We start from the raw sequence: 23,653 nt of genomic DNA, 5'->3' as shown, positions 1-23,653 counted from the left end.
CGGCGGTCAGGCCTCCGAGCTGATCAGCGGGCTGAGCTGCGCGGCCGCCCGGGCCGCACCGGGCACGCCCACGAACTCGAGCCAGTTGCCCAGCATCTGATAGCCGCCCTCCGTGAGCACGGACTCCGGGTGGAACTGAACGCCCCACAGCGGCGCCGTGCGGTGGCTCAAGCCCATGATCGTGCCCTCGGGCGCTAAGTGGTTGGGTGCCGTCCACGCGTTCACGCGCAGCGCGTCCGGGATCGTGTGCCGCACGGCGGCCAGCGAGTGATACCGCGTCGCCGTCACGGGGCTCGACAGGCCAGCGAAGACGCCGGTGCCATCGTGCTCGACCAGGGACGTCTTGCCGTGCATCAATTCCTCGGCGTGCGTGACCGTCCCGCCGTACGCCTCGGCGAGGGCCTGCTCCCCGAGGCAGACGCCCAGCATCGGCTTGGACGACTCTCCGCACCACCGGATCAGCTCGAGGCACACGCCGGCCCCGGCCGGATCGCCCGGGCCCGGTGACACCAAGACGCCGTCCCGCGCCTCGGCGAGTTCGATCGCTTCGGCGAGCGTGACGTCGTCGTTGCGTACCACCGTGGTCTCCGCCCCCAGCTCCTGCAGGTAGCCCACCAGCGTGTACACAAACGAGTCGTAATTGTCGATCACCAGGATGCGGGCGGTCATCGCGTCACCAAACCAATCGTCGATTCCGTCCAGAGACCCAGCTGATCGCTGACCCACGGGAACACGAACATCATCAGCAACAGTATGATCCCCGCGAGGGCGAGGAGGGAAATGACGAGCCGGACCCACAGCGGTCCGGGCAGGTGCCGAAAAATCCAGGCATACATGGTCTCCCCTTACTGAGCCACGGAGCGGTAGGCAGCGCGAATGGCGTCTTGTGGTCCGGCCTCGAGCGGCCGGAAGGACTCCAACACGGCGTAGGCGATGATTCGTTCGCGCGTGGTGTAGAGCGGATGGCAGCTGGTGAGCGTCAGGAGGGACTCGGTCGGTTGCACCCCGGGCTGGTGCGGCACCGGGGCCAGGACCTCCCCCGTGGCAGGGGTGACGATCTCCGTGGAGCGATACCGATACTGGTAGAACCCTTCGGCGGTCTGCACATAGAGCCGGTCCCCGTCGGTGAGCCGGTCAATCGAGTAGAACACCTGGCCGTGCGTTTGCCGGTGCCCGGCGAGGGCAAAGTTGCCCGCCTCCCCCGGACGTTGGGTTTGGGGGTAGTGCCCGATCCCCACGGTATTGAGCACCTCCAGTCCGACGCCGGAGCTCACCGGGCGGACGTAGTCCTCGCCAAAGCGCGGGACGTAGAGCAGGGCAAAGGTCGTGCTGTCCACGGAGGCAATCGGAGGCTCACCGTAGTCCGCGCGGTCTTGCTCGGCCTGATCCGCCGTCGAACGCTCGGGGCCCTCCCCCGGTGCGCCGACGTCTGGGGCAGCGAACTCTTGGATGAGGTTGGAGGCCGCGTCGTCTTGCCGGGCATCCGCTTCAATGTTGGTCCACCAGAGCTCCCACGCGACGAACAGCAACACCAAGACTCCCGCGGTGATGAGCAACTCGCCGATCACCCCGACGGCGGCGCGTGCTGACCGAGCTGCCATGGCGTCTCCTAGGGCCTGAGTGAACCGGTTGGTTCGCTAGTATGGTGTCCTCAGACTATCCAAGTAGCGAACCCGAGTGCAGGAGTTGCCGTGCCCGAATCGAAGACGCGCCGCCAAGCTCGCCGCCAAGTGGATCCGGCGGCGTCGACCGAGCGCAAGCCGTTGCCGCTCTGGTACAAGATCATCATGTTTGGCACCATGATCCTCGGCTTGCTCTGGGTGGTGACCTACTACATCACCCAGGCGATGTTCCCGATCATGAATATCGGCGGGTGGAACATCGTCATCGGTTTTGGCATCGCGATGGTCGGATTCTTCATGACCACCCGGTGGCATTAGCTCTCGACGAGCTTCAGGCCCACAATGCAGCCAAGGAGTCCGGTGAGCAGGAGAACCTTCATCCAGCTGATCGACTCGGCGCCGAACACCATGCCGTACGTCACCGCGAGGGAGGCACCGATGCCCACCCACACGGCGTAGGCCGTGCCGGTCGGGATGTCACGCATGGCCCACGCGAGGCCGATCATGGAAATGATCAGTCCGCCCACGAAGACGAGGGACGGCACCAGTTTGGTGAAGCCTTCAGACTTGCCAAGGGCCACGGCCCAAATCGCTTCAAAAACCCCAGAGATAATCAAGATGACCCAAGCCATGATTTCCTTTCGACGGCCGTCTTGTCGCGCTCCGGGTACGGCTCCCTCGTCCGGGGGTCGGCAGAACTTGACCACCCACCTCTAAGGTAGCACCACTGAGCATGACGATGAAGAGAGAATCATCACCACGTCCCGCCCCGCAGCAGGCACGCTGGGCACCCCACCGGCTCTACGCCGCGGTGGCCCTCGCCGAGGTCATCACCTGGGCCCTGCTGATCACCGGCATGATCTTCAAGTACTCCGGCGTGACCGACGTGCTGGTGTCCATTTTTGGCCTGGTGCACGGCGTCGCCTTCATCGCCTACAGCCTGGCGAGCGTCTTCGTCTGGGTGAACGAGCGCTGGGGCTTCGGCACCGGCGCACTCTCCCTCGTCGCCGCCGTCGTGCCCTTTGCCACGCTCCCGTTTGAGAAGTGGGCGTGGCGCACCGGCCGCCTCTCGACGCGCTGGCGGCTGACCGGTGAGGACGCCGAGGCCCCGCGCAACGTCGTCGAACGCCTGCAGGCCTGGTGCTTGGCCCGCCCCTTGGCGGCTCTGGCCCTGGGCGTCGTGGCCGTCGCGGTACTGACCGTCGTGGCGCTGCTCCTCGGCCCGCCCGTCGGCTAGCCGTGCCGGGCGGAGCCGAGGGACGTGGACGCTGCGTAGCGCACCGTGTCCGTCAGCCACGTCAACCCGGGCGAATCCAGCCGCCAACGCTGCCAATACAGTTTCACGGCGGCGGTGTGACCGCCCAAGGGAACGACGTCGTCGCCCGTGGCCCGCAGGTGCTCCACCTGCCAGCGCGGTAGCAGTCCCCAACCGAGCCCGGCGCCGATCGCTGCGGCGAACTGCATAGAATCCGGCACGTAGTGCGCTGGTGGGCGCGCACCAGGGGTCAGCCGCTCAATCAGCTGGGACTGGAGCGGGTCCGTCCGGTCGAAGTGCATCACGGGCGCCCGCGCGAACCCGGCCGGGTCGCACTCCGCGGAGCCGCCAAACCACCGCTCGGCAAAGTCTCTATTGGCTACGGCCGCATAGGAGAGCGAGCCGAGTTCCACGACCGCACATCCCTGCACCGGCGCCGCCTGCGTGGTGACCGCGCCCATCGCCCGCCCGGCGCGCAGGTGCTCGGCGGAGGCGTTCTCGTCATCCCGCAGGATTTCCAGCGTGAGCGACTCCTCGTCGGCCGCGGCCGCCAGCACGGGGGCAAACCACCCAGCCAGCGAGTCCGCTGGCACCACGACGGTGAGGTGGGATCGCGCAGGTGCCGCCGGGCCGCCGTCGTGCCCGGAGCCTGACTCCCCGAGAGCCGCGAGGGACGCCTGCGCGTCCTGAGCCACCAGCTCCACCTGCCGCGCGAGGCGTAACAGCACGTGCCCGGCCTCGGTGGGCTCGGCGGGGTGAGAACGGCGGACGACGACGGTGCCTGCCTGCCGCTCGAGGGCGCGAATCCGCTGGCTCACGGCGGAGGGCGTGATGCCGAGGCGGCGCGCAGCGGCGTCAAACGTGCCGGCGTCGATGACGGCCGCGAAGGCGCGCAGGGGTTCGACGGGAAAGTCCACATAAGCAAGGCTAATGCACCTGTAGGAACTTTAGCTGTACTACAGCCTGTCCCCTGTTTAGGTTATTCGGGTGACCCTTCTCCTCTCCGCCCTCTCCGGCCTCGCCATGGGGCTCTCCCTCATCGTGTCCATCGGTGCGCAAAACGCCTTTGTGCTCCGCCAGGGAATCCGGCGCCAGCACGTCGCGCTGGTGGTCTGCATCTGCGCCCTCTCCGATGTGGTGCTCATCGCCGTCGGTGTCGCCGGATTCGGTACCTTGATCGCGGGGACCGAATGGATCCTCCAAATCGCCCGATTCGGTGGGGCCGCCTGCCTGCTTGTCTTTGGCGCGCTCGCGCTCAAGCGCGCCGTGCGCCCCGCCGCCCTCACCGCGGCGGAGGAACCCACCACGCGCGGCAGCGGTGCCACGGCCGCCGCCCTGACCGTGTTGGGGCTGACGTGGCTCAACCCGCAGGTCTACCTCGAGACCATCGTGCTCTTGGGCTCCGTGGCCACCGCTCAGGCCTCCCAGCATGGGGACGCCGCCCGGTGGGCCTTCGGCGGGGGAGCCATGATCGCCAGCGTCGCATGGTTTACCGCGCTCGGCGCCGGGGCGCGGCTGCTTCAACCACTCTTTGCCCGTCCCGCGGCCTGGCGGGTGCTCGACGCGGTGGTGGCCGCGATGATGTTCACCCTCGCCACGCTGCTGCTGATCAGGCCTCTGTGAGGCCTCCGGCAGCTCCCGTGGCGGCTGGAGTCTGAAGCGCGGGGACGCGCATCGAATACTCCACCGAACGGCGCACCACCGTGAAACCGATGCGTTCATAGAGCCCGTCCGCGCCCGTGGGGCTGGCGGCATCGACACCGAGGGAGACTTCCGTGATGCCTGGAGTCTGCTGGGCCTGGCGCACGACGTCGGTCAGCAGCGCCGTGGCGAGCCCACGCCCGCGGGCGCGGCGTCGGGTTCCGACGAGCGCCACGTAGAGTTCCTCCTCGCTGTTGCGCGTGCAATGCACGTAGGCGTCCACCGGATCGTCCGGATGCTGGGCCGACATGGCCAGGCGCGCGAAGACCGGCTGGTAGGTGCTGCCATCGATGAAGTGCTTCCAGCGCTCCAAGGTGCCGGGCGTGAAGTTCCAATGATCCCGGAACGCGTCCTGATGGGCGCGGTAGGTGGTCTCGAGCAGCTCAGGGGAGTAGCTGGCGGTGGCCTCGAGGATGCGGCGCTGCTCGGCCGTGGGCTCCGGTGCCGTCCAGGAGGCCACGGCAAGGCGCATCTCGCTGAAATAGCGGGCGGGGGAGAGCCCCCAGGCGGCCGCGAGCTCGGCAAATTCCTGCTGCTCCACCATGTTCCACGTGTCGATCTGCACCTGAGCGCCCGGGTGGCGCTGCGCGGCGAGTGCGCGCGCACGGTCGATTCCCCACCGCATGATGTCAGTGCCCAGCCCACGCCCACGGTAGGCGGGGTGAACGAGTCCGTCGACGAAGGAACGAGCAATGGCGTCCTCGCCCAGCAGCTGGCGCACGGACACCTCGGTGACTGCGATGAGCTGATCACCATCCCACCAGCCGCGGGTGTCCTCCGCGGCGGTGAACCCCGGCAGGGTAAACCCGTCGGCGATTTCCGCCTCGGTGGTGACCTCACCGAAATCGTCGTGCTGGCTCACGAGGTTGAACAGCGCGGTCCACGCGGGAACATCGGCCAACACCAAGGGGCGAGAGGAATACATGAGCTACTTCCATCAGATCACTGATTGGCTTTTACCAATCATATCCGTGAAGTTACCCGACTTCCCTTCCGCGCACAAGAGCAGCGCTCCTCCACAGCGCCGGCGGCCGTCGCTGTGACGACCTGTACACACAATGTGCACGAGAGTTATCCACAACTGGGGAGAACTCTGTTGGTAACTGTGTTCGATTGCCCGGAATTCCGGGGATGCAGGCGATGTGGAGAAATCGAATCACACCCCTGTAAGTTTTCGACAGTGTGGAGAACTGCTGTGGAAAAGAGCAGTGTGCCCTGTGACACCCGAAGAGCATATTGACGGTTCAACCGGCCAAGATCCTTGCAATCATAGGGATGTGAGCCCGAAACGCGGGTTATCCACAGGCTGTGTGGATAGCTGTGGTTATCCACGGGCTTCCACATGTTCGAATCTCCCTCCACACCTCTCCCCACCTGTGCACGGAGAGTTATCCACAGTTGGGGATAGGTGTGTGAATATGCGACTGGCAGACCAACAAAAATCCCGCCGATCCGCATCAGGATGCCGATCGGCGGGATGTGAAGTGTGAAAGAGAGTGACCGAATCACACGGTTGTAAGTTATTAACAGTGTGGACAAGCGCTGTGGAAACCACGGCGTCGCCTCACGCCGGTTCACACCGGCTGCTGACTCACGAGAGCAGGCGTGCCGGAACCGTTGACGCTCCCCACATGGTCAAGGCGACCAAGACAGCCACCACCACGAGCGTGCCCACGGCCTGTGCAGCGGATCGCCGGGCGTGACGCTGACGGGCCGAGCCGGCGTCGTGCACTTGGTTCTGCTCCACCATCCGCGGCGCATACACCATGACAGCCGCCAAGGCGGCGCCGGTCAGGACGCCACCAAGGTGAGCCTGCCAGGAGACGTTGAAGCCCGGAATGAAGCCAATCACGAGGTTGATGCCGATCAAGATGAGGATGGGCATGAAGTTTCCACCCCGCGCCCGCGTGATCACCAACAACGCGCCGAAGAGGCCAAACACGGCGCCGGAGGCGCCCACGACACCCTGCATGGGGTAATCCAGCAGCAGCACGGCCACGGAACCACCGAACCCGGAGATTAAGTACACGGCGGCAAAACGTAGTCGCCCCAGTGCGGGCTCCAAGACCCGCCCGATGATGAACAGCGCATACATGTTGAAGGCGATGTGCATGATGAAACCCTGCGAATGCAGGAACGTGCTGGTCACCATGCGCCACGGCTCGAGGCCGATGTCCGGGAACAAGCCGGCAATCTGCGGGGACGTGTACACCCCCGCGAAGAGCAGGCGCTCTGTCAGGCCTGGCACCACGTACTGGGCACCAAAAACCACCGCGCAGAGCCCGATGATGGCGTAGGTGACCACCGGCTTCTCGCCGCGAGCTTTCCCGCCCAGGGCGGTGCGCACCTGCGGCGCGCTCTTGGCGGCCTGCTGCACGCAGGCCACGCACTGCACACCGACGGCGGCTGGGCGCTGACATTCGCCGCACGTGGGCTGACCACACCGTTGGCACCGGACGTAGCTGGGACGCTCAGGGTGCCGGGGACACACCGGGACCTGCTGATCGGGGACGGAACCGTAGGCCATTCTCTCTCCTCTTTAACGACGAGCGGCCCTGCCGCACAAGGGGCAGGGCCGGCTCACCAGCTGATGGTGGGCCGCGGCGGGCCCAACAACGGGTTCTTAGAGCTCGACGACGTCGATGCTGGAAATCACCACGTCTTCCTTGGGCTTGTCGCGCCCATCGGTGGCCACCTTGTTGAGCTGATCGACGACGGCGCGGGAGGACTCATCCGTCACATCGCCGAAGATGGTGTGCTTGCCCTGCAGCCACGTGGTCGGCACCGAGGTGATGAAGAACTGGGAGCCGTTGGTGCCGCGGCCCATCTGGATGCCAGCGTTGGCCATAGCCAGCTTGTAGGGCTCGTTGAAGTTCAGGTCCGGGCTGATCTCATCGTCGAACTGGTAGCCCGGGCCGCCGACGCCCATGCCGAGCGGGTCGCCGCCCTGGATCATGAAGTCGGAGATGATGCGGTGGAAAATGGTGCCGTTGTACAACGGGGTGCCGGTCTTCTTCTCGCCGGATTCCGGGTGAGTCCACTCGATCTCACCCGTGGCCAAGCCGACGAAGTTCTGCACGGTCTTCGGCGCATGGTTCCCGAACAGGTTGACCTCGATGTCGCCGAGGCTCGTGTGGATGGTCGCCTTATGCGTGGGAATAGCAGTCATAGCTTCATTCTTCCATGGAGCAGGGCCCAGCGGGCCGAATAATCCCCTCCTGTCCTACGCGCACAGTGAAAAATCCCCAGAATTACACGTGAGAACGCTGAGAAATCGTTCTCTGGCCCACCCCGACAGCGTAGGCTGGGCCGGGAGAGGCTAGATATCTACGGGAGGACACCTGTGAAGAAGTCAGAACGTGTAGCGCGCGAGCTGGGCGATTCGGTCAGCGCATCGGTCGATCAGGCTCGTGATTGGGCGGGCCCCCGGGTGGACGCGGCCAAGGAATGGGCCGCGCCGCGCGTCGAAAAGGGAATCGAGGTCGTGTCCCCGAAGGTTCAGGCCGGCCTCCAGCGCGCCGCCACCGAAGTATCTGATGGCGTCGCGAAGTACACGCCGAAGCTGCAGGAAGAGATCGCCAAGTTCGGCCCCAAGTTCTCGAAATTCGTCGACGACGCGTCGCCGAAGATCCAGGCCACCTTGGACCGCACCACCCCGGCACTGCATTCCGCACGGGATCGCGTCGTCAACGAGTATCTGCCGACCGCCAGCGCCAAGCTTGGTGAGGCCGCGGACTACACCGCGCACCGTCTCGAGGATCTGCGCATCCCCGAGGCCGTTGCCCCGGTCGTCAAGGTCTCCAAGAAGAACAAGAAGGCCCTCAAGAAGGCTCAGAAGGCAGCCGCCGAGGCCACCAAGCAGGCCGCCAAGGAGCTGAAGAAGGCGGAGAAGGCCAACAAGAAGGGCGGCAAAAAGGGCCTGCTCGTGTTCGCCGTCGTCGCTGCGGCCGTTGCCGCTGGAGTGGCCGCGTGGAAGGCCTCCAAGCCAGTCGAGGATCCGTGGAAGACGCCGACCCCGGTGGAACCTGCACCGGTGTCGGCCGAGAAGAACGACACCGAGGCGACCACTGAGGAAGCCGCCGCCGCGGTGAAGGGCGAGTAAGTCCCTCAGCGCGAATCGACGGCGCCCGGTCACCTCATGCGGTGACCGGGCGCCGTCGTTTTAATGGACCGCGATTCAAGGAGCGGCCGCAGCTGGATCGGAAAACACGAAAAGCCCCGGGAAACTCCCGGGGCTTTTCATTACGGTGGAGGCAAGGGGACTCGAACCCCTAACCCTCTGCTTGCAAAGCAGATGCGCTACCAATTGCGCCATGCCCCCGTATGGGTCAGTCTACTCGATCAGTGGCTTGCTGCCAGACTGCCTTTTCTTGTTCGGTTTCCCGCCACTTCTTGTAAGCCACGATGGAGAGAACGGCGGCGGCGACTGCGAGCAGTTTCCGCATTGTTCCTCCTGATGTAGGGGATTCCGTGGGCGTACCAGGACTTGAACCTGGGACCTCTTCGTTATCAGCGAAGCGCTCTAACCGCCTGAGCTATACGCCCCCTTGGCCTCATGGACCGAGATAAGACTCTACAACAACCTTTCGCCACCGAACAAATCGGGGCGGCCCGAACGTGCCCAATACCACGTCCGGGCCCTCCCGACCCGGCGGCGTTAGCGCTAATCGTCCGTCAGCGTGACGCCGATCCCGCCGACCAGCGACGAGGAAATGTTGTACAGCACGCCAGCCAGCGTGGACAGCGCGGTGATGAGCACGACGTTCACGACCGCGACGATGGTGGCAAAAGCCGCCACCTGACCCAGCGAGGCGATTTCCGCCAAGTTGAACCCACTGCCGGAGCCGGCCATGTCCTGCAACAGGTTATTCACGCTGTCGAAGACGCCGGTCAGGTCCAGAACCGTCCACAGTACGACGGCGGCCACCACCGTCACGATGCCGAGCGCCACGGACAACAGGAAGGACAGCTTGAGGACCGACCACGGGTCCACCTTGCTCACCAGCAGCCGGGCCTTGCGCACCTTCGCCTTCGGCGCCGGGCGCACGAGTTTCTGCTGTTGTCCCGCCGAGGGGCGAGCCGAGCCTTGGGCCGGTGCCGACGACGCGGCCTTCTGCCCGGCCGGCTTCTGGGATGCCGACTTCTGCGACGGAGCCGAGCTAGAGCCGGTGCGGGGCTTACTGGGGGCCGGCCGAGCCGAGGACGCGGGGCGGTTACCCGTCACCGGGCGCTGCCCCTGACCGGCCGAGCTGCCTGACTGGCTGGCCGGGCGCGTGCTAGGACGCGGGCTATTGGGGGTGCTCACGCATTACCTCCGTCGTTCTCAGTTGCCTCGCCCGGTTCCGCCGGAGCGTCGGCGTCGGACACGGGAACATCCGTGTCGTTTTCAGTCTCAGAGTCCAACGGTACTGCATCCTCATCAGCGTCAGCTGAGAGCCCCCGCTCAGAATTCCGAGCCACGGCGATGATGCGGTCCTTCTTATCCGGCTTCGCGAAGATGACGCCCATGGTGTCGCGGCCCTTGGCAGGAACCTGTTCCACGCGGGACCGGACCACCTTGCCGGACTCCATCACCACGAGCACTTCGTCGTCCTCGCCCACGACGAGCGCGCCGGCGAGTCCACCGCGCTGTTCTGCCAGTTTGGCCACCTTGATGCCATAACCGCCACGCCCCTGGACGCGGTATTCGTCCATCTTGGTGCGCTTGGCAAAACCGCCGTCGGTGATCACCAGCGAGTACGAGTCGTCGGTCACGACGTCCGCGTTGAGCAGGACGTCTTCATCCTTAAACTTCATGCCCGTCACGCCGGAGGTATTGCGTCCCATCGGCCGCAGCGCCTCGTTGGTGGCGGTGAAGCGCAAGGACTGGCCGTTGCGGGACACCAACATCAGGTCGTCCGACTCGCTGACGAGGCGAGCAGCAACCAGCTCGTCATCCTCACGCAGATTCACCGCGATCAGGCCGTTAGAGCGGTTCGTGTCGTAGTCAGCGAGGCGCGTCTTCTTCACCAAGCCGTTCCGCGTGGCAAGCACAAGGTACGGCGCCTGCTCGTAGGACTTGAGCTCCATGACCTGGGCGATCGTTTCCTCCGGCTGGAAGGCCATGAGGTTGGCCACGTGCTGCCCCTTGGCGTCGCGGCCGGCCTCGGCGAGCTCGTAGCCCTTCGCCCGGTAGACGCGTCCATGGTTGGTGAAGAACAGCAGCCAGTTGTGGGTCGTGGTCACGAAGAAGTGCTCGACGACGTCGTCCCCGCGCAGCGCGGCGCCCTTGATGCCCTTGCCGCCGCGATTTTGCGAGCGGTACTGATCAATGCGGGTGCGCTTGACGTAGCCGCCCCGGGTGATCGTGACGACGACCTCTTCCTCGGGAATGAGGTCCTCCATCGACATGTCACCGTCGAAGCCCATGAGGATCTTGGTCCGGCGCTCATCGCCGTACTTCTCAACGATCTCGCCGAGTTCCTCGGAGATGATGGACCGCTGCCGCACCGGGTCCGCAAGAATCGCGTTGTAGTCCGCGATCTTCGTCTCCAGCTCGGCGTGCTCGTCCTGGATTTTCTGCCGTTCCAACGCAGCCAGGCGGCGCAGCTGCATCTCGAGAATGGCCTGCGCCTGCAGGTCATCGATGCTGAGGAGCTCCTTGAGGCCGTCCCGCGCGTCTTCGACGGTGGGGGAGCGGCGGATCAGGGCAATGACGTCGTCGAGGACGTCGAGGGCCTTGAGCAGGCCGCGCAGAATGTGCGCGCGCTCCTCGGCCTTGCGCAGCCGGTACTTCGTCCGGCGGACGATGACCTCGATCTGGTGGGCCACCCAGTGCCGGATGAACGCGTCGAGGGAGAGCGTCCGCGGGACGCCATCGACGATCGCCAGCATATTCGCCGAGAAGTTGGTCTGGAGGTCGGTGTGCTTATAGAGATTGTTCAGCACCACCTTGGCGACGGCGTCGCGCTTGAGCACGATCACGAGGCGCTGGCCGGTCCGGCCAGAGGTCTCGTCCCGCATGTCAGCAATGCCCTGGATCTTGCCGTCCTTGACGAGGTCGGCAATCTTGATCGCCAAGTTGTCCGGGTTGGCCTGATAGGGCAACTCGGTGATGACCAGGCACGTGCGTCCCTGAATCTCCTCGACGTTAACCACGGCGCGCATCGTGATCGACCCGCGGCCAGTGCGGTAGGCGTCCTCGATGCCCCGGTGTCCCAGGATGGTCGCGCCGGTGGGGAAGTCGGGTCCCTTCACACGCTTAATGAGTTCCTCGAGGAGTTCCTCCTTGGGGGCCTCAGGGTTCTGCAGGTACCACTGAACGCCGTCCGCCACCTCGCGCAAGTTGTGCGGCGGGATGTTGGTGGCCATACCCACGGCGATGCCGGAGGAACCGTTGACCAGCAGGTTCGGGAAGCGAGCCGGCAGGATCGTCGGTTCCTGATTCTTGCCGTCGTAGTTGTCCTGCATATCGACGGTCTCTTCGTCGATATCACGGACCATCTCCATGGCCAACGGGGCCATCTTGGTCTCGGTATAACGCTGGGCGGCCGCACCGTCGTTGCCGGGGGAGCCGAAGTTCCCCTGCCCCAGAGCCAGCGGGTAGCGCATGACCCAGTCCTGGATGAGGCGAACCAGCGCATCGTAGATCGCCGAGTCACCGTGCGGGTGGTACTGGCCCATGACCTCGCCCACCACGCGGGCACACTTGTTGTAGGCCCGCTCCGGGCGATATCCGCCGTCGTACATGGCGTACAGCACCCGGCGGTGCACCGGCTTGAGGCCGTCACGCACGTCCGGTAGCGCACGGCCAACGATGACGGCCATGGCGTAGTCCAAGTAGGACCGCTGCATTTCCGTCTGCAGATCCACCGGCTCAATCCGGTCCAGCTCCTCCGTGGTCACCGGGGCTGGCGCCTGCATGGGCTGCTCCGCCGCGTCCTCCGCGGCGCTCTCGCCCGCGGTGCCGGGCTGGTTCTCTGGGGTCTCGTCGCTCATCGAGTTCTTCCTCTAACTAAGTCTGCATCCGCGCAGGAATGGAAATCTGACTGGTGTATATGCCTGATCAGATATCCAGGAAGCGCACATCCTTGGCGTTCTGCTGGATGAAATTGCGGCGGGATTCGACGTCTTCTCCCATCAACACGGAGAAAATCTGATCCGCTGCGGCCGCGTCCTCCATCGTGACCTGCTGCAGCGTCCTGCGGGCCGGGTCCATCGTGGTATCCCACAACTCGGAGTAGTCCATCTCGCCCAGGCCCTTGTAGCGCTGAATCCCGTTGTCCTTGGGCAGGCGCCGGTTGGCGGCCAGGCCCTCACGGAGCTTCGCGTCACGTTCGGCATCGGTAAACACGTAGTCGTGTGCGGCGTTAGACCACTTGATCCGGTATAGCGGCGGCATCGCGAGGAACACGTATCCGTGCTCGATCAGCGGGCGCATGTAGCGGAACAGCAAAGTGAGCATCAGCGTGGTGATGTGCTGGCCGTCCACGTCGGCATCGGCCATCAGCACAATCTTGTGGTAGCGCAGCTTCGCCATGTCGAACTCTTCGCCGATCCCCGTTCCGAACGCGGTGATCATGGACTGCACCTCGGCGTTGCCCAGCGCCTTGTCGAGACGCGCCCGCTCCACGTTGAGGATCTTGCCGCGCAGGGGCAGGATGGCCTGGGTCCGCGGATCGCGGCCACGCTTGGCGGAACCACCCGCGGAGTCGCCCTCCACCAGGTAGACCTCGCACTCGGCCGGATTCTTCGAGGAGCAGTCCGAGAGCTTGCCCGGCATGCCGAACGTCTCCAAAGGGGACTTTCGGCGGGCATTGTCTCGAGCCTTGCGGGCAGCGAGCCGGGCCTGAGACGCCATCAACGCCTTGCGGACGATGTCCCGGGCAATGTGCGGATTGCGCTCCAACCAGTCGCCGAGCTCCTCATGAACCACGCCTTGCACGAAGCCCTTGGCGACCGAGTTGCCGAGCTTCGTCTTGGTCTGGCCCTCGAACTGCGGCTCGCCGAGCTTCACGGAGATGACGGCGGTCAGGCCCTCGCGGATGTCGTCGCCCGTGAGGTTGTCATCCTTCTCCTTCAGGAGGTTTTTCTCCCGCGCGTAGCGGTTGATGAGCGAGGTCATCGCGGCACGGAAGCCCTCTTCGTGGGTGCCGCCCTCGTGGGTATTGATGGTGTTCGCGTACGTGTGGACCGACTCTGAGTACGCGCTGGTCCACTGCATGGCGATCTCGACGGAGATCTGGCGCTCGGTGTCCTCCGATTCGAAGGCGATCACGTCCGGGTGCACCAGTTCCACCTTCTTGGAGGTGTTCAGGTGTTTGACGTAGTCGAGGAGACCGTCTTTGTAGAGGTAATCGACGACGCGGTGCTTCGGTTCTTCGTCCTGGGCCGCCTCGTCGGAGGCCGCGGCGCCGTCGTTCTCTGGATCCGTGACGTCGTCGTTCGAGTCGTCAAGCCGGCGCTCGTCGGTCAGCGTGATGCGCAGGCCCTTATTAAGGAAGGCCATCTGCTGGAAGCGTGCGCGCAGCGTCTCGAAATCGAAATCGACCGTGTCGAAAATTTCCGGGTCCGGATAGAACGTTTGGGTGGTGCCCGTTTCCTCAGTTGCCTCGCCCTGAGTGAGCTCGTTCTGCGGCACGCCACCGCCGCCAAACTCCATGCTCCAGACGTAGCCCTGGCGACGCACCTCGGTGAGCACGCGCGTCGAGAGCGCATTCACGACGGAAATACCGACGCCGTGCAGGCCGCCGGACACCGCATAGCCGCCCCCACCGAACTTGCCGCCCGCGTGGAGAATAGTCATGACGACCTCGACGGTGGGCTTGCCCTCGGTGGGATGAAGATCCACCGGAATACCGCGCCCGTTGTCCGCCACTCGAACGCCGCCGTCTGCCGTCAACGTGACGTTGATGTGATCGCAGTACCCCGCCAGCGCCTCATCGACCGAGTTGTCAACGACCTCGTACACCAAGTGGTGCAGTCCGCGCGCGCCAGTGGACCCGATATACATGCCGGGGCGCTTTCGGACGGCCTCCAGGCCCTCGAGGACCGTGATCTCGCTGGCACCGTATTCGTTGGTGACCCTGTTAGGCGCCTCAGCTGATTCGCTCTCCGCAGCCACGGGCGCCTCGGCTGGTCCTTGGGGTTCGGTGTTCTCTGTATCCACAGGTGCTGCAGACTCCTCATAGCATCGGAAAGCTCGCGTGCCACAATTCTACCGCGTCGCGGCCTATTCATGGGTGCTCTGCACCACGAATAGGCCGCTAGAGGCGAAAAAACCGGCCCAGAAACGCCCGATACCCGTCGAATGAGGGTGTCTATGTTGGCCTCGGTGCGGCCCTCAGAGACGGCGCAGCGTTTTTATGCCAATGCCAACATGTAATGACGTGGTGCATGCTGCTACCCGTATGTGTCTCGCGGGCCGCGTCCTTGGACGGTCCGGCGGCCTCTGCGCCACGACGGCGCCTGCGGGCCCAGAACCTGGATGGACGTCACGACGCCGTGACCCAGCTTCTCGTCAAAGGTCTTCAGCAGATTGTGGCTCAGGAGGCGCAGTTGCGTCGCCCAGCTGCTCGAATCACAGCGCACAACGACGGTGCTGGCCTCAAAGCTCTCCGGGCGGCAATGGGCCGCGACCTGCGGTCCGACCAGCGCATCCCATTCGGTCAACACCGATCCCACGGCCACCGGGGACGTCCACCCGCGGTTGCGCACGAGGCGGTCCATCACGGCACCGATGCCGAGCGGATCTCGCCCGTTGTCGTACATCGCCGATTCCGTCCGTTGGGCTCGCTGTGCGCGAGCCGCGGCCTGCCGGTCCGCGATCGCCGCGGCCCGCTTCGCGTCGATTCGTGCCTCGCCGCGGGACTCCGCAATGAGCCTCATGCGGTTGAGCATGGCGTGAGCGGCGTCGAACTCGGGATCTGCGCTCGCCTGATGTGGCGTCAGCGCCTGCACCTCGTCGCGATCTCGATTCATGCTGGCTCGTCGCCCGTGCCCTGGGCTGGCGCTTCCGCGGAGGAAGCCGAGGAAACAGGCTGAATCTGCCCCGGCGTGACGCGCAGAACATGCCCCTTGAGCTCATCGGGAACGTCCTCGTCCACGGCGGCCGTGACAAGCACTTGTTCTGCGTGAGTCACCACGTGGGCTAGTCGGGCGCGGCGCTCTGCATCGAGTTCGGCAAACACATCGTCGAGGATCAAGATGGGCCCTGCACCCTCCGTCGGATCGTCGTCGAGCATGGCTTGGTACGAGGCCAAGCGCAGCGCGAGGGCCAGAGACCACGTCTCGCCGTGGGAGGCATAGCCCTTGGCTGGAACGCCTCCGAGCTCGAGGGCCAACTCATCACGGTGGGGGCCCACCAGGGTCATTCCGCGTTCGACTTCCTGTTTGCGCTTGGCGGCCAGCGCGGTACGAATTCGTTCTTCAAGGTCTTGGGTGGACACGTCGAGAAGACCGTTCGGTTCCTGCGTGTCTGCGGAGGATTCGCCGTCCTCATCCACCTCGCCCACCACCGTCGAACGATAATGCGCGGAAGCGATCTTGCTGCCGTCAGTCAAGGACGCATAAGCGGAGGCTAGAGGTTCCCGCAGGGCGTGTAGCACATCGAACCGCCCACGCAGCACGCGCGCTCCAGCCTGGGCGAGGTGTTGATCCCACACGTCCAACGTCGCCTCATGCGTTGCGGTCAGTTTGCCCGCGGATCGCGCCGATTTGAGCAAGGCATTGCGTTGACGCAGCACCCGCTCATAGTCGCTGCGGGTGGCGGCCTGATGTGGCTGCAAAATCACGAGCAGGTCATCGAGGAACCGCCGCCGAAAAGACGGATCCGACTTCACGAGCGCCAAGTCTTCGGGGGCAAACAAAACGGTTTTGACGATCCCCAGCACATCGCGAGCGCGGACTGGATGGGCGCGATTGATGCGGACCCGATTGTTCTTCCCGCGCGTGATTTCGAGCTCAAGCGAGGTGACTTGGTTTCCCCGCACGACCTGTGCCCGCACCAAGGCGCGCTCGGTGCCAAAGCGCAGCAGCGCGCTGTCGGAGGTTACCCGGTGGGAGGACAGGGTAGCCAAGTAGCCCATGGCCTCGGCAACGTTGGTTTTGCCGACTCCGTTTGACCCCACCAAAATGGTGGTTCCGGGGGAGAGCTCGAGGTCTGCTTGGGCGTAACTCCGGAAGTCTGTGAGCGAGAGGTGGGAAATGTACACGCTCGGATCGCAGAATTAGCTGTTGGGCAGGCGGACGGGCATCACCAGATAGCGGTACGCGTCCGAGTCGGAGCCTTCGAGTGAATCCTGAGCTGTCAGCATGGCCGGCTTCGGGGCTGAGGTGAAGGAGAAGCGGACGAATTCGCTGTTGAAGGCGTTGAGGCCCTCGCTGAGGTACGCGGGATTGAAGGCAACCGTGATGTCCTCCCCATCGAGGTGCGCCTCAATGCTCTCCTCCGCTTTGGCGTCCTCGCCTGTGCCCGCATCGAGGGTCAGCTGGCCATCGGTAAAGGCAAGACGTACCGGCGTGTTCCGCTCAGCAACGACAGACACACGCCGAACGACCTCGATGAGCGATTGCGTCGCGACGGTGGCATGAATTGGCGTGTTGTCCGGGAAGAGGGAGCGAATCTTGGGGTAGTCGCCATCGACAAGCAGTGAGGTGGTGCGGCGATTTCCGCTCTGGAATCCGATCAGGTCGCTGCCGTCGCTGAGGGCGATGTTCAGATCCCCAGATCCAGCCAGAGTTTTGGCGACTTCACTGAGGGTCTTGGCTTTCACGAGTGCCGAGGTGGAGATCCCCGGGGTATGCGGACGCCACGAGACTTCACGCATAGCGAGGCGGTAACGGTCCGTAGCCAAGAACGTGATCAGGTCATCCTCGATCTCCATTTTGACGCCGGTCAGGACAGGCAAAGTGTCGTCCTTGGAGGCGGCCACAATCACTTGCGAAACAGCCTGGGCGAAGGCCTCGCCATCAACGACGCCGGCGACGTCGGGCAGGTTCGGTAGGTCCGGGTACTCAGTTACTGGCATCGTGGAGAGGTTAAAACGGCTTCGGCCGCAAGCGACCTGGACCTTAGAACCCTCAGTCTCGAGAGTGACTTGGGCTTGGGGAAGGCTTCGTGTGATCTCCGCAAGAAGCTTGCCGGAAACCAGGATGGTGCCTTCCTCAGCGACGTCCGCTGGAATTTCGAGACGAGCAGAAATCTCGTAGTCGAATCCCGCCAAGGTGACGGTGCCGGATTCTGCCGTGATGAGGATGCCAGCGAGGACGGGAGAGGGCGGACGTTGGGAGAGCGAACGGGCAGTCCAGGAGACAGCTTCCGCCAGCACGTCTCTTTCAACACTGAACTTCACGTAGCGATCCGCCTTTCACAGCAAGGTAATGACAAGTCTTCGACTGCAAGCTTAGCCCGAACGCCGGGGTCTGCGATATCGCCTCGGGATGATCTGGGGGAAGCCTGAGGGTGGATGGATGGCGTGGGGGAACTTGTTATCTGGGAGCTTTGATTAAGGGGTTCGTAGTGTTAACAACCCGTGTGGATTCTGTGGATAACTAGGTCCATCCGTTCGCCCACGCCGAAGTCGGGTGTTGACAAGATGTGGGTCGCCTCCGGTGAGGGTGGGGGACAGGTTGTGGGCAAAAATCCGCGTCGTTTAAGGCCTCCACAGGACCCCTGGGACTTATGCGCAGGTTTGCGCGACCGTCCACTTAACAATCCACAGAGTTATCCACAGGTGTGATTATTGGGCGCCGTCAGCCCTTGCGTTGCTGTTGTTTGATGCGATTGGTCAGCTCGGTGACCTGGTTGAACACCGAACGGCGCTCGGCCATGAGATCGCGAATCTTCCGATCAGCATGGATGACCGTGGTGTGGTCACGTCCGCCGAGTTCCGCGCCGATCTTGGGCAAGGACAGGTCCGTCAGCTCGCGCAGGAGGTACATGGCAATCTGCCGTGCCGTGACCAGGGTGCGCGTCCTGGACTTGCTGTTGAGCTCTTCGATGGAGAGGCCGAAGTACTCCGCCGTCTGGGCGATGATCGCCTGCGAGGTGATCTCCTGGGCGTCCTCGTCGGTGATGAGATCCTTCAGGACGGATTCGGCCAACGCCATATCCACCGGCTGATTGTTGAGTGAGGCGAAAGCGGTGACGCGAATGAGGGCGCCCTCGAGCTCGCGGATGTTGGTGGAGATCTTCGAGGCGATGTACTCCATCACGTCATCGGGCGCGCGCAGACCCTCGGCCTCCGCCTTCTTCCGCAGAATGGCGATGCGCGTTTCCAGCTCAGGCGGCTGAATGTCCGTGATCAAGCCCCACTCAAAGCGCGAACGCATCCGGCTTTCGAACCCGGCCAATTGCTTGGGCGGTAGGTCGGAGGTGATGACGACCTGCTTGTTGTCGTTGTAGAGCGCATTGAAGGTATGGAAGAACTCTTCCTGCGTCGCGTCCTTGTTCGCCAGGAACTGGATGTCATCAATGAGCAGGATGTCCACGTTGCGGTAGGTCTGCTTGAAGCTCGTTCCTTCATCGTCGCGAATGGAATTGATGAAGTCGTTCGTGAACTCTTCCGAGTTGACGTAGCGCACCCGGATGCCGTTGAACAGGTGCCGAGCGTAGTGGCCAATGGCGTGCAGCAGGTGCGTCTTGCCGAGGCCGGACTCACCATAGATGAACAGCGGGTTGTAGGCCTTGGCTGGCCCCTCGGCCACTGCGGCGGCCGCCGCATGCGCGAACCGGTTAGAGGCGCCAATCACGAACGTTTCGAAGATGTACTTCGGGTTGAGCCGGCCAATCTCCTGTGAGTTCGACGGCGGCGTCGGAACAGGGATCGGCTTGTTGCGGGGGCCATGCTCCTTATCCTGCCGGGCTCGGGCAACGCTCTGCAGCACCTCGTGCTGATCGGCCGCTTTGGAGATTGCGGGGGCCTCGGCGACCACAGCCTCCTCCGGGGTCTCCGGCGGACCGAGCGGATCGACGTCCTCAGCTTCGGCGGGCTCACTCGGTGCCTCTGGCTGCAACTCCATCGAGGCATCGACGCTGAACGCCGTCCCGATCTCCGCTTGAAACACCGCGCGCAGGGCCACGCTCAGAGGGTCCTTCAGCTTGGTCTGCAGCATGTCCCGGGTCAGGTCATTGGGGACGGCCACCAGCAGAGTGGTTCCGATCAGGCCTTGGGGCTTGGCGAGCTCAATGAAGGCTCGATTCCTGGGGGTGACCTCGGTGTTTTGCTTGATGAGATCCACCACCTCGCGCCACTGGGAAGTGAGATTGGAGTCTGCGTCCGTGGTCACGGTGCGGTCGGTCCCTTCGCGTGGCGGCTCATGATTCGTCCCTGAGGTCGGACGCGCCGACGTCAGGGAGATCAACTGTAGCCGATATCCACAGTTTTATTCACAGGTAGTGGATAACTCGCGCTGACTCTGCGCCTCGCGTGCCGCAATCCACAGATTCCCCAGATCCCCCGTCATGACTGGGGACAACTCGTCTCGGAGGACTGGAGGCGACGCAACAACGGGCCGCACCCCTCCACACCTGTGGATTTTCAGTTCACATGATGTGGACTTCCCAGTCAGAGGGCACCTACGATGGGATCAACTACTGGTTCCACCACTTCCCGCAGCTGATGTGCTAGAGGACACTGCCGGTCTCATTTGACGGGGGTCCTCCATCACGCCTATCGTTATTTAGTCCTGTGCTTCCGTTTCTACTGGATTCTTGTGCCCTGACTGCCGCGATCTGCTGGCTGGTCGGCGGCGATGATCTAGGGAACGGGACGCGAATATAAGAGCGTCAGCCTGTTCTTCCCCCTGTAGCAACGGGTTAAGGCGCATCACCTGATCGTCTTGGAGTTACTACTGTGAGCAAGCGGACTTTTCAGCCGAATAACCGCCGTCGTGCCAAGAAGCACGGCTTCCGTCTTCGTATGCGTACCCGCGCCGGCCGCGCCATCATGGCTGCCCGCCGCAACAAGGGCCGCAGCGCACTGTCTGCCTAAATCGGGCAGCCGTCCTGTGACCGTCGCCCCGATTTTCTAGCTGGAACAGCAGGCTGATCGCCATGTTGCCTCAAGCTCACCGGGTGCGTTCGTCTCAGGACTTCCAAAGCACCGTACGTTCCGGCGCCCGGATGGGGCGCCGGAACGTCGTGCTATATGCACACTTTCGCCAAGACCAGCCCAGCCGGTTCGGCTTCATCGTCTCCAAGGCCGTCGGCAATGCCGTACACCGCAATTTGGTCAAGCGGCGGTTGCGCGCCATCAGCGCCCAATTGCTGCGGAAGTACCCGCGGGAGTACGACGTCGTCGTCCGCGCCTTGCCTGCGTCGGCGGCGGCTCCGTTTACGGTGCTGGAGGCAGAGGTTGCCTCAGCAGTGGGCGCAGCAACCGCTGCGGCTCGCAAGAAGCAGGCTCGAAGCGTCGCGGTGACATCGGGGTCCTCCGGTGGCTAATCCCGTAGCACGAGGCGCGGTGGGCACGCAGCCGGAGCTGCCAGGTGGCGGCGTCGTCCGTTTCATCGTGGACATTCCCCGCAACCTGTTGATTGGCTTCCTCAAGCTGTACCGGAAGCTGATCTCGCCGCTCTATGGCGACGTGTGCAAGTACTTTCCCAGCTGTTCGGCGTATGCCCTCGAAGCGGTGACCGTCCACGGCGCCGTCAAAGGGGTCGCGTACTCGACGTGGCGCATCCTGCGATGCAATCCGATGAGCCATGGCGGGATTGACCATGTACCGCCGGGCGGACGGATTTGGCCGGAGGGCAAAGTGCCCAAGATTATGGTGTTGAACCATCCGCCGATTCCGCCGGATGATGACGAGCGCGCCGCTGACGCGGCACAAGGAGCTAACGAGTAATGGGATTCTTCGACACAATCTTGTGGCCATTCCAGATGGTGGTCACTTGGGTGCTGCGGATCTGCCATCAAATGCTGACGGCGATCGGGTTCGATGCAACGTCTGGCTGGAACTGGACCTTGTCGATTGTGGTGTTGGTGTTGATCATCCGCGCCGCGCTGATCCCAGTATTCGTCAAGCAGATCAAGGCCCAGCGAGCCATGCAGGCGCTACAGCCTGACCTGCGCAAACTGCAGGCGAAGTACAAGGGCAAGAAGGATCAGGTCTCCCAGCAGGCGATGCTCGCCGAGCAGCGGGAACTGTTCAAGCGGCACAAGACGAACCCGCTGTCCTCCTGCCTGCCGCTGCTCATTCAGATGCCGTTCTTCTTCGCCCTGTTCCACTCGCTGAACGGTGCGCGCGGCGCCTCCGAGGCGAACGAGCGAGTTGGTGCGCTGACCGTGGAGCAGACGCACCACTTTGCCGACTCGTCGATCTTCGGCGCGGGACTGTCGGAAACCTTCCTCGGCACGTTCAATTCGGGTTCGCCCAATGTCAGCGTCATCATCATCTCGATCATCATGATTCTGGCCATGGTCGCTTCGCAGTTCATCACGCAGAAGCAGATCATGACGAAGAACATGACCAAGGAAGCCCTCGAGGGCCCCTTCATGCAGCAGCAGAAGATGATGCTCTACATTCTTCCGCTCGTGTTCGGTATCGGCGGCATCAACTTCCCGCTGGGTGTTCTCATCTACTGGACCGCGACCAACCTGTGGACGTTGGGCCAGCAGTACTACATCATTCGCCGCAACCCGACGCCGGGCTCCGAAGCGGAGAAGGAGCTCAACGCCCGCCGCGCCGCGAAGGGCCTGCCGCCCATTCACGAGAAGCACAAGAAGCCCTCTGAGGAGGACGAGGCGGCTGTGCCGGAGCAGCCGAAGGGCCAGCGTCAGCAGCCGGCACGGAAGAATCGCAGGAAGAAGTAGCCATGACTCACGCACAGGACAACGCCGCGGTTGAGCAGGCAGCCGGGTCACGCGCCGAGGAAGAGGGCGACATCGCCGCCGACTACCTCGAAGAATTGCTGGACATTGCAGACATCGATGGTGACATCGACATCGAAGTCCGTGGTGGGCGCACGCACCTTTCCATTGTCCAGGAGGAGGGCGACGAGTCAGCTCTGCGCGAGCTGATCGGCCGTGATGGAGCGGGCTTGGAAGCTCTGCAGGAGCTGACGCGGCTGGCTGTGTTGACGCAGACGGGCAACCGGTCCCGGCTTATGCTGGACATTCTCGGTTACCGGCAGGGGCGCACCGCAGAACTGGAGCGGATGGCTGAGCAGGCCATCGCGAAGGTTAAGGACAGTGGAGACAGCGTTGCGTTGCAGCCCATGAGCGCCTACGAGCGCAAGCAAGTACACGACGTCGTAGCTGACCGTGGACTGCACAGTGAGTCTGAGGGCGAGGGCGCCAAGCGGCACGTCGTCGTCATGCCAGCAGAGTAATCTTCATCCGAAGGAACGGGCGGTCCGTGAGGCCGCCCGTTTTCGGTTCATCATCCGGGCGCTGGACGGCCCGGCAGCCGGAAGGGGCAGCAGTGGAGGAGTACGCGATGACCGCGGTGGAACGCGCAGCGGCCGAGCAGGTGTTCGGTGAGCGCTTGGCGCTCGCTGAGCGCTACGTGGAACACCTGGCGACCACTGGCATTGAGAGGGGGCTTCTCGGACCCCGGGAGGTTCCTCGACTGTGGAGTCGGCACGTACTGAACTGCGCCGTCGTCACGGATCTCATTGATCGTGAGGCCACAGTGGCCGATGTCGGCAGTGGTGCCGGGCTTCCAGGGCTCACCTTTGCGATCGCTCGTCCGGACGTGGCGGTGACGTTGATTGAGCCCCTTGAGCGTCGGTGCATCTGGCTCAACGAAGTAATCGAGGATCTCGAGCTGACGAACGTACGCGTCCTGCGCGGGAGGTCCGAGCAGTTCTTTAATGAGGTCGATGTTGATGTTGTGACGGCCCGTGCGGTGTCTGCGCTGAACAAGCTCGCGAACCTGACGATCCCGTTATTGCAAGGCCGGGGAGAACTGTTGGCCCTTAAGGGACGCAGCGCAGCGGAAGAGATCGAGAAGGCCAGGAAGGTGCTCAAGAAACTGGGGGCGAAAGAGACGGAGGTCCTGACGGCTGGGGCTGATGTTCTCGAGGAACCGACCACGGTTGTGCGTATCGCAGTCGGGCAGGCGTGAACCGATAGTCTGTACCAGTGAAGCTT

The 23,653-nt window shown here is 63.7% G+C and carries 26 protein-coding genes, 2 tRNA genes and 1 riboswitch; of the genes, 10 read left to right on the top strand and 18 right to left on the bottom strand.

Annotated elements, in window-relative coordinates; all coding sequences use genetic code 11:
• Positions 1-6 precede the first annotated feature (6 nt).
• Genes IW252_RS07500 through IW252_RS07490 form a run of 3 tightly spaced genes read right to left on the bottom strand, consistent with a single transcriptional unit; the run spans position 7 to position 1,601 of the window.
• A complete protein-coding gene (locus IW252_RS07500) occupies positions 7-669 on the bottom strand; it encodes an anthranilate synthase component II (RefSeq protein ID WP_196835987.1) in 663 nt (220 codons plus the stop codon).
• Positions 666-836, bottom strand: a complete 171-nt coding sequence (locus IW252_RS07495) for a hypothetical protein (protein ID WP_196835986.1) — start codon at positions 834-836, stop codon at positions 666-668. Before IW252_RS07495 ends, IW252_RS07500 begins: the two co-directional genes overlap by 4 nt.
• Before the next feature lie 9 nt (positions 837-845).
• Positions 846-1,601: a class E sortase gene (locus tag IW252_RS07490; RefSeq protein WP_196835985.1), complete on the bottom strand. Its 756-nt coding sequence runs from the start codon at positions 1,599-1,601 to the stop codon at positions 846-848.
• 90 nt (positions 1,602-1,691) lie between these two features.
• Here IW252_RS07490 and IW252_RS07485 point away from each other — a divergent pair, with 90 nt between their 5' ends.
• Complete coding sequence (locus IW252_RS07485; protein ID WP_196835984.1) at positions 1,692-1,940, top strand: cell division protein CrgA; 249 nt, start codon at positions 1,692-1,694, stop codon at positions 1,938-1,940.
• Here IW252_RS07485 and IW252_RS07480 read toward each other — a convergent pair.
• Complete coding sequence (locus IW252_RS07480) at positions 1,937-2,254, bottom strand: DMT family transporter (RefSeq protein WP_196835983.1); 318 nt, start codon at positions 2,252-2,254, stop codon at positions 1,937-1,939. The two genes, IW252_RS07485 and IW252_RS07480, sit on opposite strands and share 4 nt — an antisense overlap.
• Before the next feature lie 11 nt (positions 2,255-2,265).
• A riboswitch (guanidine-III (ykkC-III) riboswitch) is annotated at positions 2,266-2,331 on the bottom strand.
• A gap of 24 nt (positions 2,332-2,355) precedes the next feature.
• On the opposite strand from IW252_RS07480, the gene IW252_RS07475 reads away from it, so the two are divergent.
• Complete coding sequence (locus IW252_RS07475; protein WP_231365946.1) at positions 2,356-2,859, top strand: DUF3817 domain-containing protein; 504 nt, start codon at positions 2,356-2,358, stop codon at positions 2,857-2,859.
• On the opposite strand, the gene IW252_RS07470 is transcribed toward IW252_RS07475, so the two are convergent.
• Complete coding sequence (locus tag IW252_RS07470; protein WP_196835982.1) at positions 2,856-3,794, bottom strand: ArgP/LysG family DNA-binding transcriptional regulator; 939 nt, start codon at positions 3,792-3,794, stop codon at positions 2,856-2,858. The genes IW252_RS07475 and IW252_RS07470 overlap by 4 nt on opposite strands.
• Before the next feature lie 106 nt (positions 3,795-3,900).
• Between IW252_RS07470 and IW252_RS07465 the strand changes: the two genes are divergently transcribed.
• Entirely contained in the window at positions 3,901-4,500 is a 600-nt protein-coding gene (locus tag IW252_RS07465) for a LysE/ArgO family amino acid transporter (protein WP_196837175.1), read from the top strand.
• Here IW252_RS07465 and IW252_RS07460 read toward each other — a convergent pair.
• The 3 genes from IW252_RS07460 to IW252_RS07450 form a co-directional block, all read right to left on the bottom strand.
• Positions 4,487-5,503: a GNAT family N-acetyltransferase gene (locus tag IW252_RS07460; protein WP_196835981.1), complete on the bottom strand. Its 1,017-nt coding sequence runs from the start codon at positions 5,501-5,503 to the stop codon at positions 4,487-4,489. The two genes, IW252_RS07465 and IW252_RS07460, sit on opposite strands and share 14 nt — an antisense overlap.
• Positions 5,504-6,169: 666 nt before the next feature.
• Complete coding sequence (locus IW252_RS07455; protein WP_196835980.1) at positions 6,170-7,105, bottom strand: rhomboid family intramembrane serine protease; 936 nt, start codon at positions 7,103-7,105, stop codon at positions 6,170-6,172.
• A gap of 96 nt (positions 7,106-7,201) precedes the next feature.
• Positions 7,202-7,747: a peptidylprolyl isomerase gene (locus IW252_RS07450; RefSeq protein WP_196835979.1), complete on the bottom strand. Its 546-nt coding sequence runs from the start codon at positions 7,745-7,747 to the stop codon at positions 7,202-7,204.
• Positions 7,748-7,921: 174 nt separating this feature from the next.
• On the opposite strand from IW252_RS07450, the gene IW252_RS07445 reads away from it, so the two are divergent.
• Positions 7,922-8,680 carry a hypothetical protein gene (locus IW252_RS07445; RefSeq protein ID WP_196835978.1) on the top strand — a complete coding sequence of 253 codons (759 nt, stop codon included), beginning with the start codon at positions 7,922-7,924 and terminating at the stop codon, positions 8,678-8,680.
• Between the two features lie 146 nt (positions 8,681-8,826).
• On the opposite strand, the gene IW252_RS07440 is transcribed toward IW252_RS07445, so the two are convergent.
• The 10 genes from IW252_RS07440 to dnaA form a co-directional block, all read right to left on the bottom strand.
• A tRNA-Ala gene (locus IW252_RS07440) sits at positions 8,827-8,899 on the bottom strand.
• 7 nt (positions 8,900-8,906) lie between these two features.
• Complete coding sequence (locus tag IW252_RS13535; RefSeq protein ID WP_231365944.1) at positions 8,907-9,023, bottom strand: DLW-39 family protein; 117 nt, start codon at positions 9,021-9,023, stop codon at positions 8,907-8,909.
• Between the two features lie 26 nt (positions 9,024-9,049).
• A tRNA-Ile gene (locus IW252_RS07435) sits at positions 9,050-9,123 on the bottom strand.
• Positions 9,124-9,241: 118 nt separating this feature from the next.
• Positions 9,242-9,883 carry a DUF3566 domain-containing protein gene (locus tag IW252_RS07430; RefSeq protein ID WP_196835977.1) on the bottom strand — a complete coding sequence of 214 codons (642 nt, stop codon included), beginning with the start codon at positions 9,881-9,883 and terminating at the stop codon, positions 9,242-9,244.
• Positions 9,880-12,555 (bottom strand): DNA gyrase subunit A, encoded by a 2,676-nt coding sequence (gyrA, locus tag IW252_RS07425; RefSeq protein ID WP_408065765.1) that lies wholly within the window; start codon positions 12,553-12,555, stop codon positions 9,880-9,882. Before gyrA ends, IW252_RS07430 begins: the two co-directional genes overlap by 4 nt.
• 67 nt (positions 12,556-12,622) lie before the next feature.
• Positions 12,623-14,725, bottom strand: a complete 2,103-nt coding sequence (gene gyrB, locus IW252_RS07420) for a DNA topoisomerase (ATP-hydrolyzing) subunit B (RefSeq protein WP_408065764.1) — start codon at positions 14,723-14,725, stop codon at positions 12,623-12,625.
• A 233-nt stretch (positions 14,726-14,958) separates the two neighbouring features.
• Entirely contained in the window at positions 14,959-15,537 is a 579-nt protein-coding gene (locus tag IW252_RS07415) for a DUF721 domain-containing protein (protein ID WP_196835976.1), read from the bottom strand.
• The gene (gene recF, locus IW252_RS07410; RefSeq protein WP_196835975.1) at positions 15,534-16,769 is read right to left on the bottom strand and encodes a DNA replication/repair protein RecF; all 1,236 of its coding nucleotides are present in this window, start codon (positions 16,767-16,769) and stop codon (positions 15,534-15,536) included. Before recF ends, IW252_RS07415 begins: the two co-directional genes overlap by 4 nt.
• A 15-nt stretch (positions 16,770-16,784) precedes the next feature.
• Positions 16,785-17,909, bottom strand: a complete 1,125-nt coding sequence (gene dnaN / locus IW252_RS07405; RefSeq protein ID WP_196835974.1) for a DNA polymerase III subunit beta — start codon at positions 17,907-17,909, stop codon at positions 16,785-16,787.
• A 400-nt stretch (positions 17,910-18,309) separates the two neighbouring features.
• On the bottom strand, positions 18,310-19,845 hold the full coding sequence (dnaA, locus tag IW252_RS07400; protein ID WP_196835973.1) for a chromosomal replication initiator protein DnaA: 1,536 nt from the start codon (positions 19,843-19,845) through the stop codon (positions 18,310-18,312).
• A gap of 566 nt (positions 19,846-20,411) precedes the next feature.
• Here dnaA and rpmH point away from each other — a divergent pair.
• From rpmH to rsmG, 6 genes are all read left to right on the top strand, one after another.
• Complete coding sequence (gene rpmH / locus IW252_RS07395; protein ID WP_196835972.1) at positions 20,412-20,549, top strand: 50S ribosomal protein L34; 138 nt, start codon at positions 20,412-20,414, stop codon at positions 20,547-20,549.
• Between the two features lie 62 nt (positions 20,550-20,611).
• Complete coding sequence (rnpA, locus tag IW252_RS07390) at positions 20,612-21,001, top strand: ribonuclease P protein component (protein WP_196835971.1); 390 nt, start codon at positions 20,612-20,614, stop codon at positions 20,999-21,001.
• A 19-nt stretch (positions 21,002-21,020) separates the two neighbouring features.
• A complete protein-coding gene (gene yidD, locus IW252_RS07385; protein WP_196835970.1) occupies positions 21,021-21,404 on the top strand; it encodes a membrane protein insertion efficiency factor YidD in 384 nt (127 codons plus the stop codon).
• Positions 21,404-22,372 (top strand): membrane protein insertase YidC, encoded by a 969-nt coding sequence (gene yidC / locus IW252_RS07380; protein ID WP_196835969.1) that lies wholly within the window; start codon positions 21,404-21,406, stop codon positions 22,370-22,372. The genes yidD and yidC overlap by 1 nt, the downstream gene beginning before the upstream one ends.
• Before the next feature lie 2 nt (positions 22,373-22,374).
• Entirely contained in the window at positions 22,375-22,890 is a 516-nt protein-coding gene (locus IW252_RS07375; RefSeq protein ID WP_196835968.1) for a Jag family protein, read from the top strand.
• 107 nt (positions 22,891-22,997) lie between these two features.
• Entirely contained in the window at positions 22,998-23,627 is a 630-nt protein-coding gene (gene rsmG, locus IW252_RS07370; protein ID WP_196837172.1) for a 16S rRNA (guanine(527)-N(7))-methyltransferase RsmG, read from the top strand.
• The last annotated feature ends 26 nt before the right edge of the window (positions 23,628-23,653 follow it).

The organism is Zhihengliuella flava (genome assembly GCF_015751895.1).
Taxonomy (GTDB): domain Bacteria; phylum Actinomycetota; class Actinomycetes; order Actinomycetales; family Micrococcaceae; genus Zhihengliuella; species Zhihengliuella flava.
Note: the sequence above shows the minus strand (reverse complement) of the source record. Positions and strands in the feature narration are given on the sequence as shown.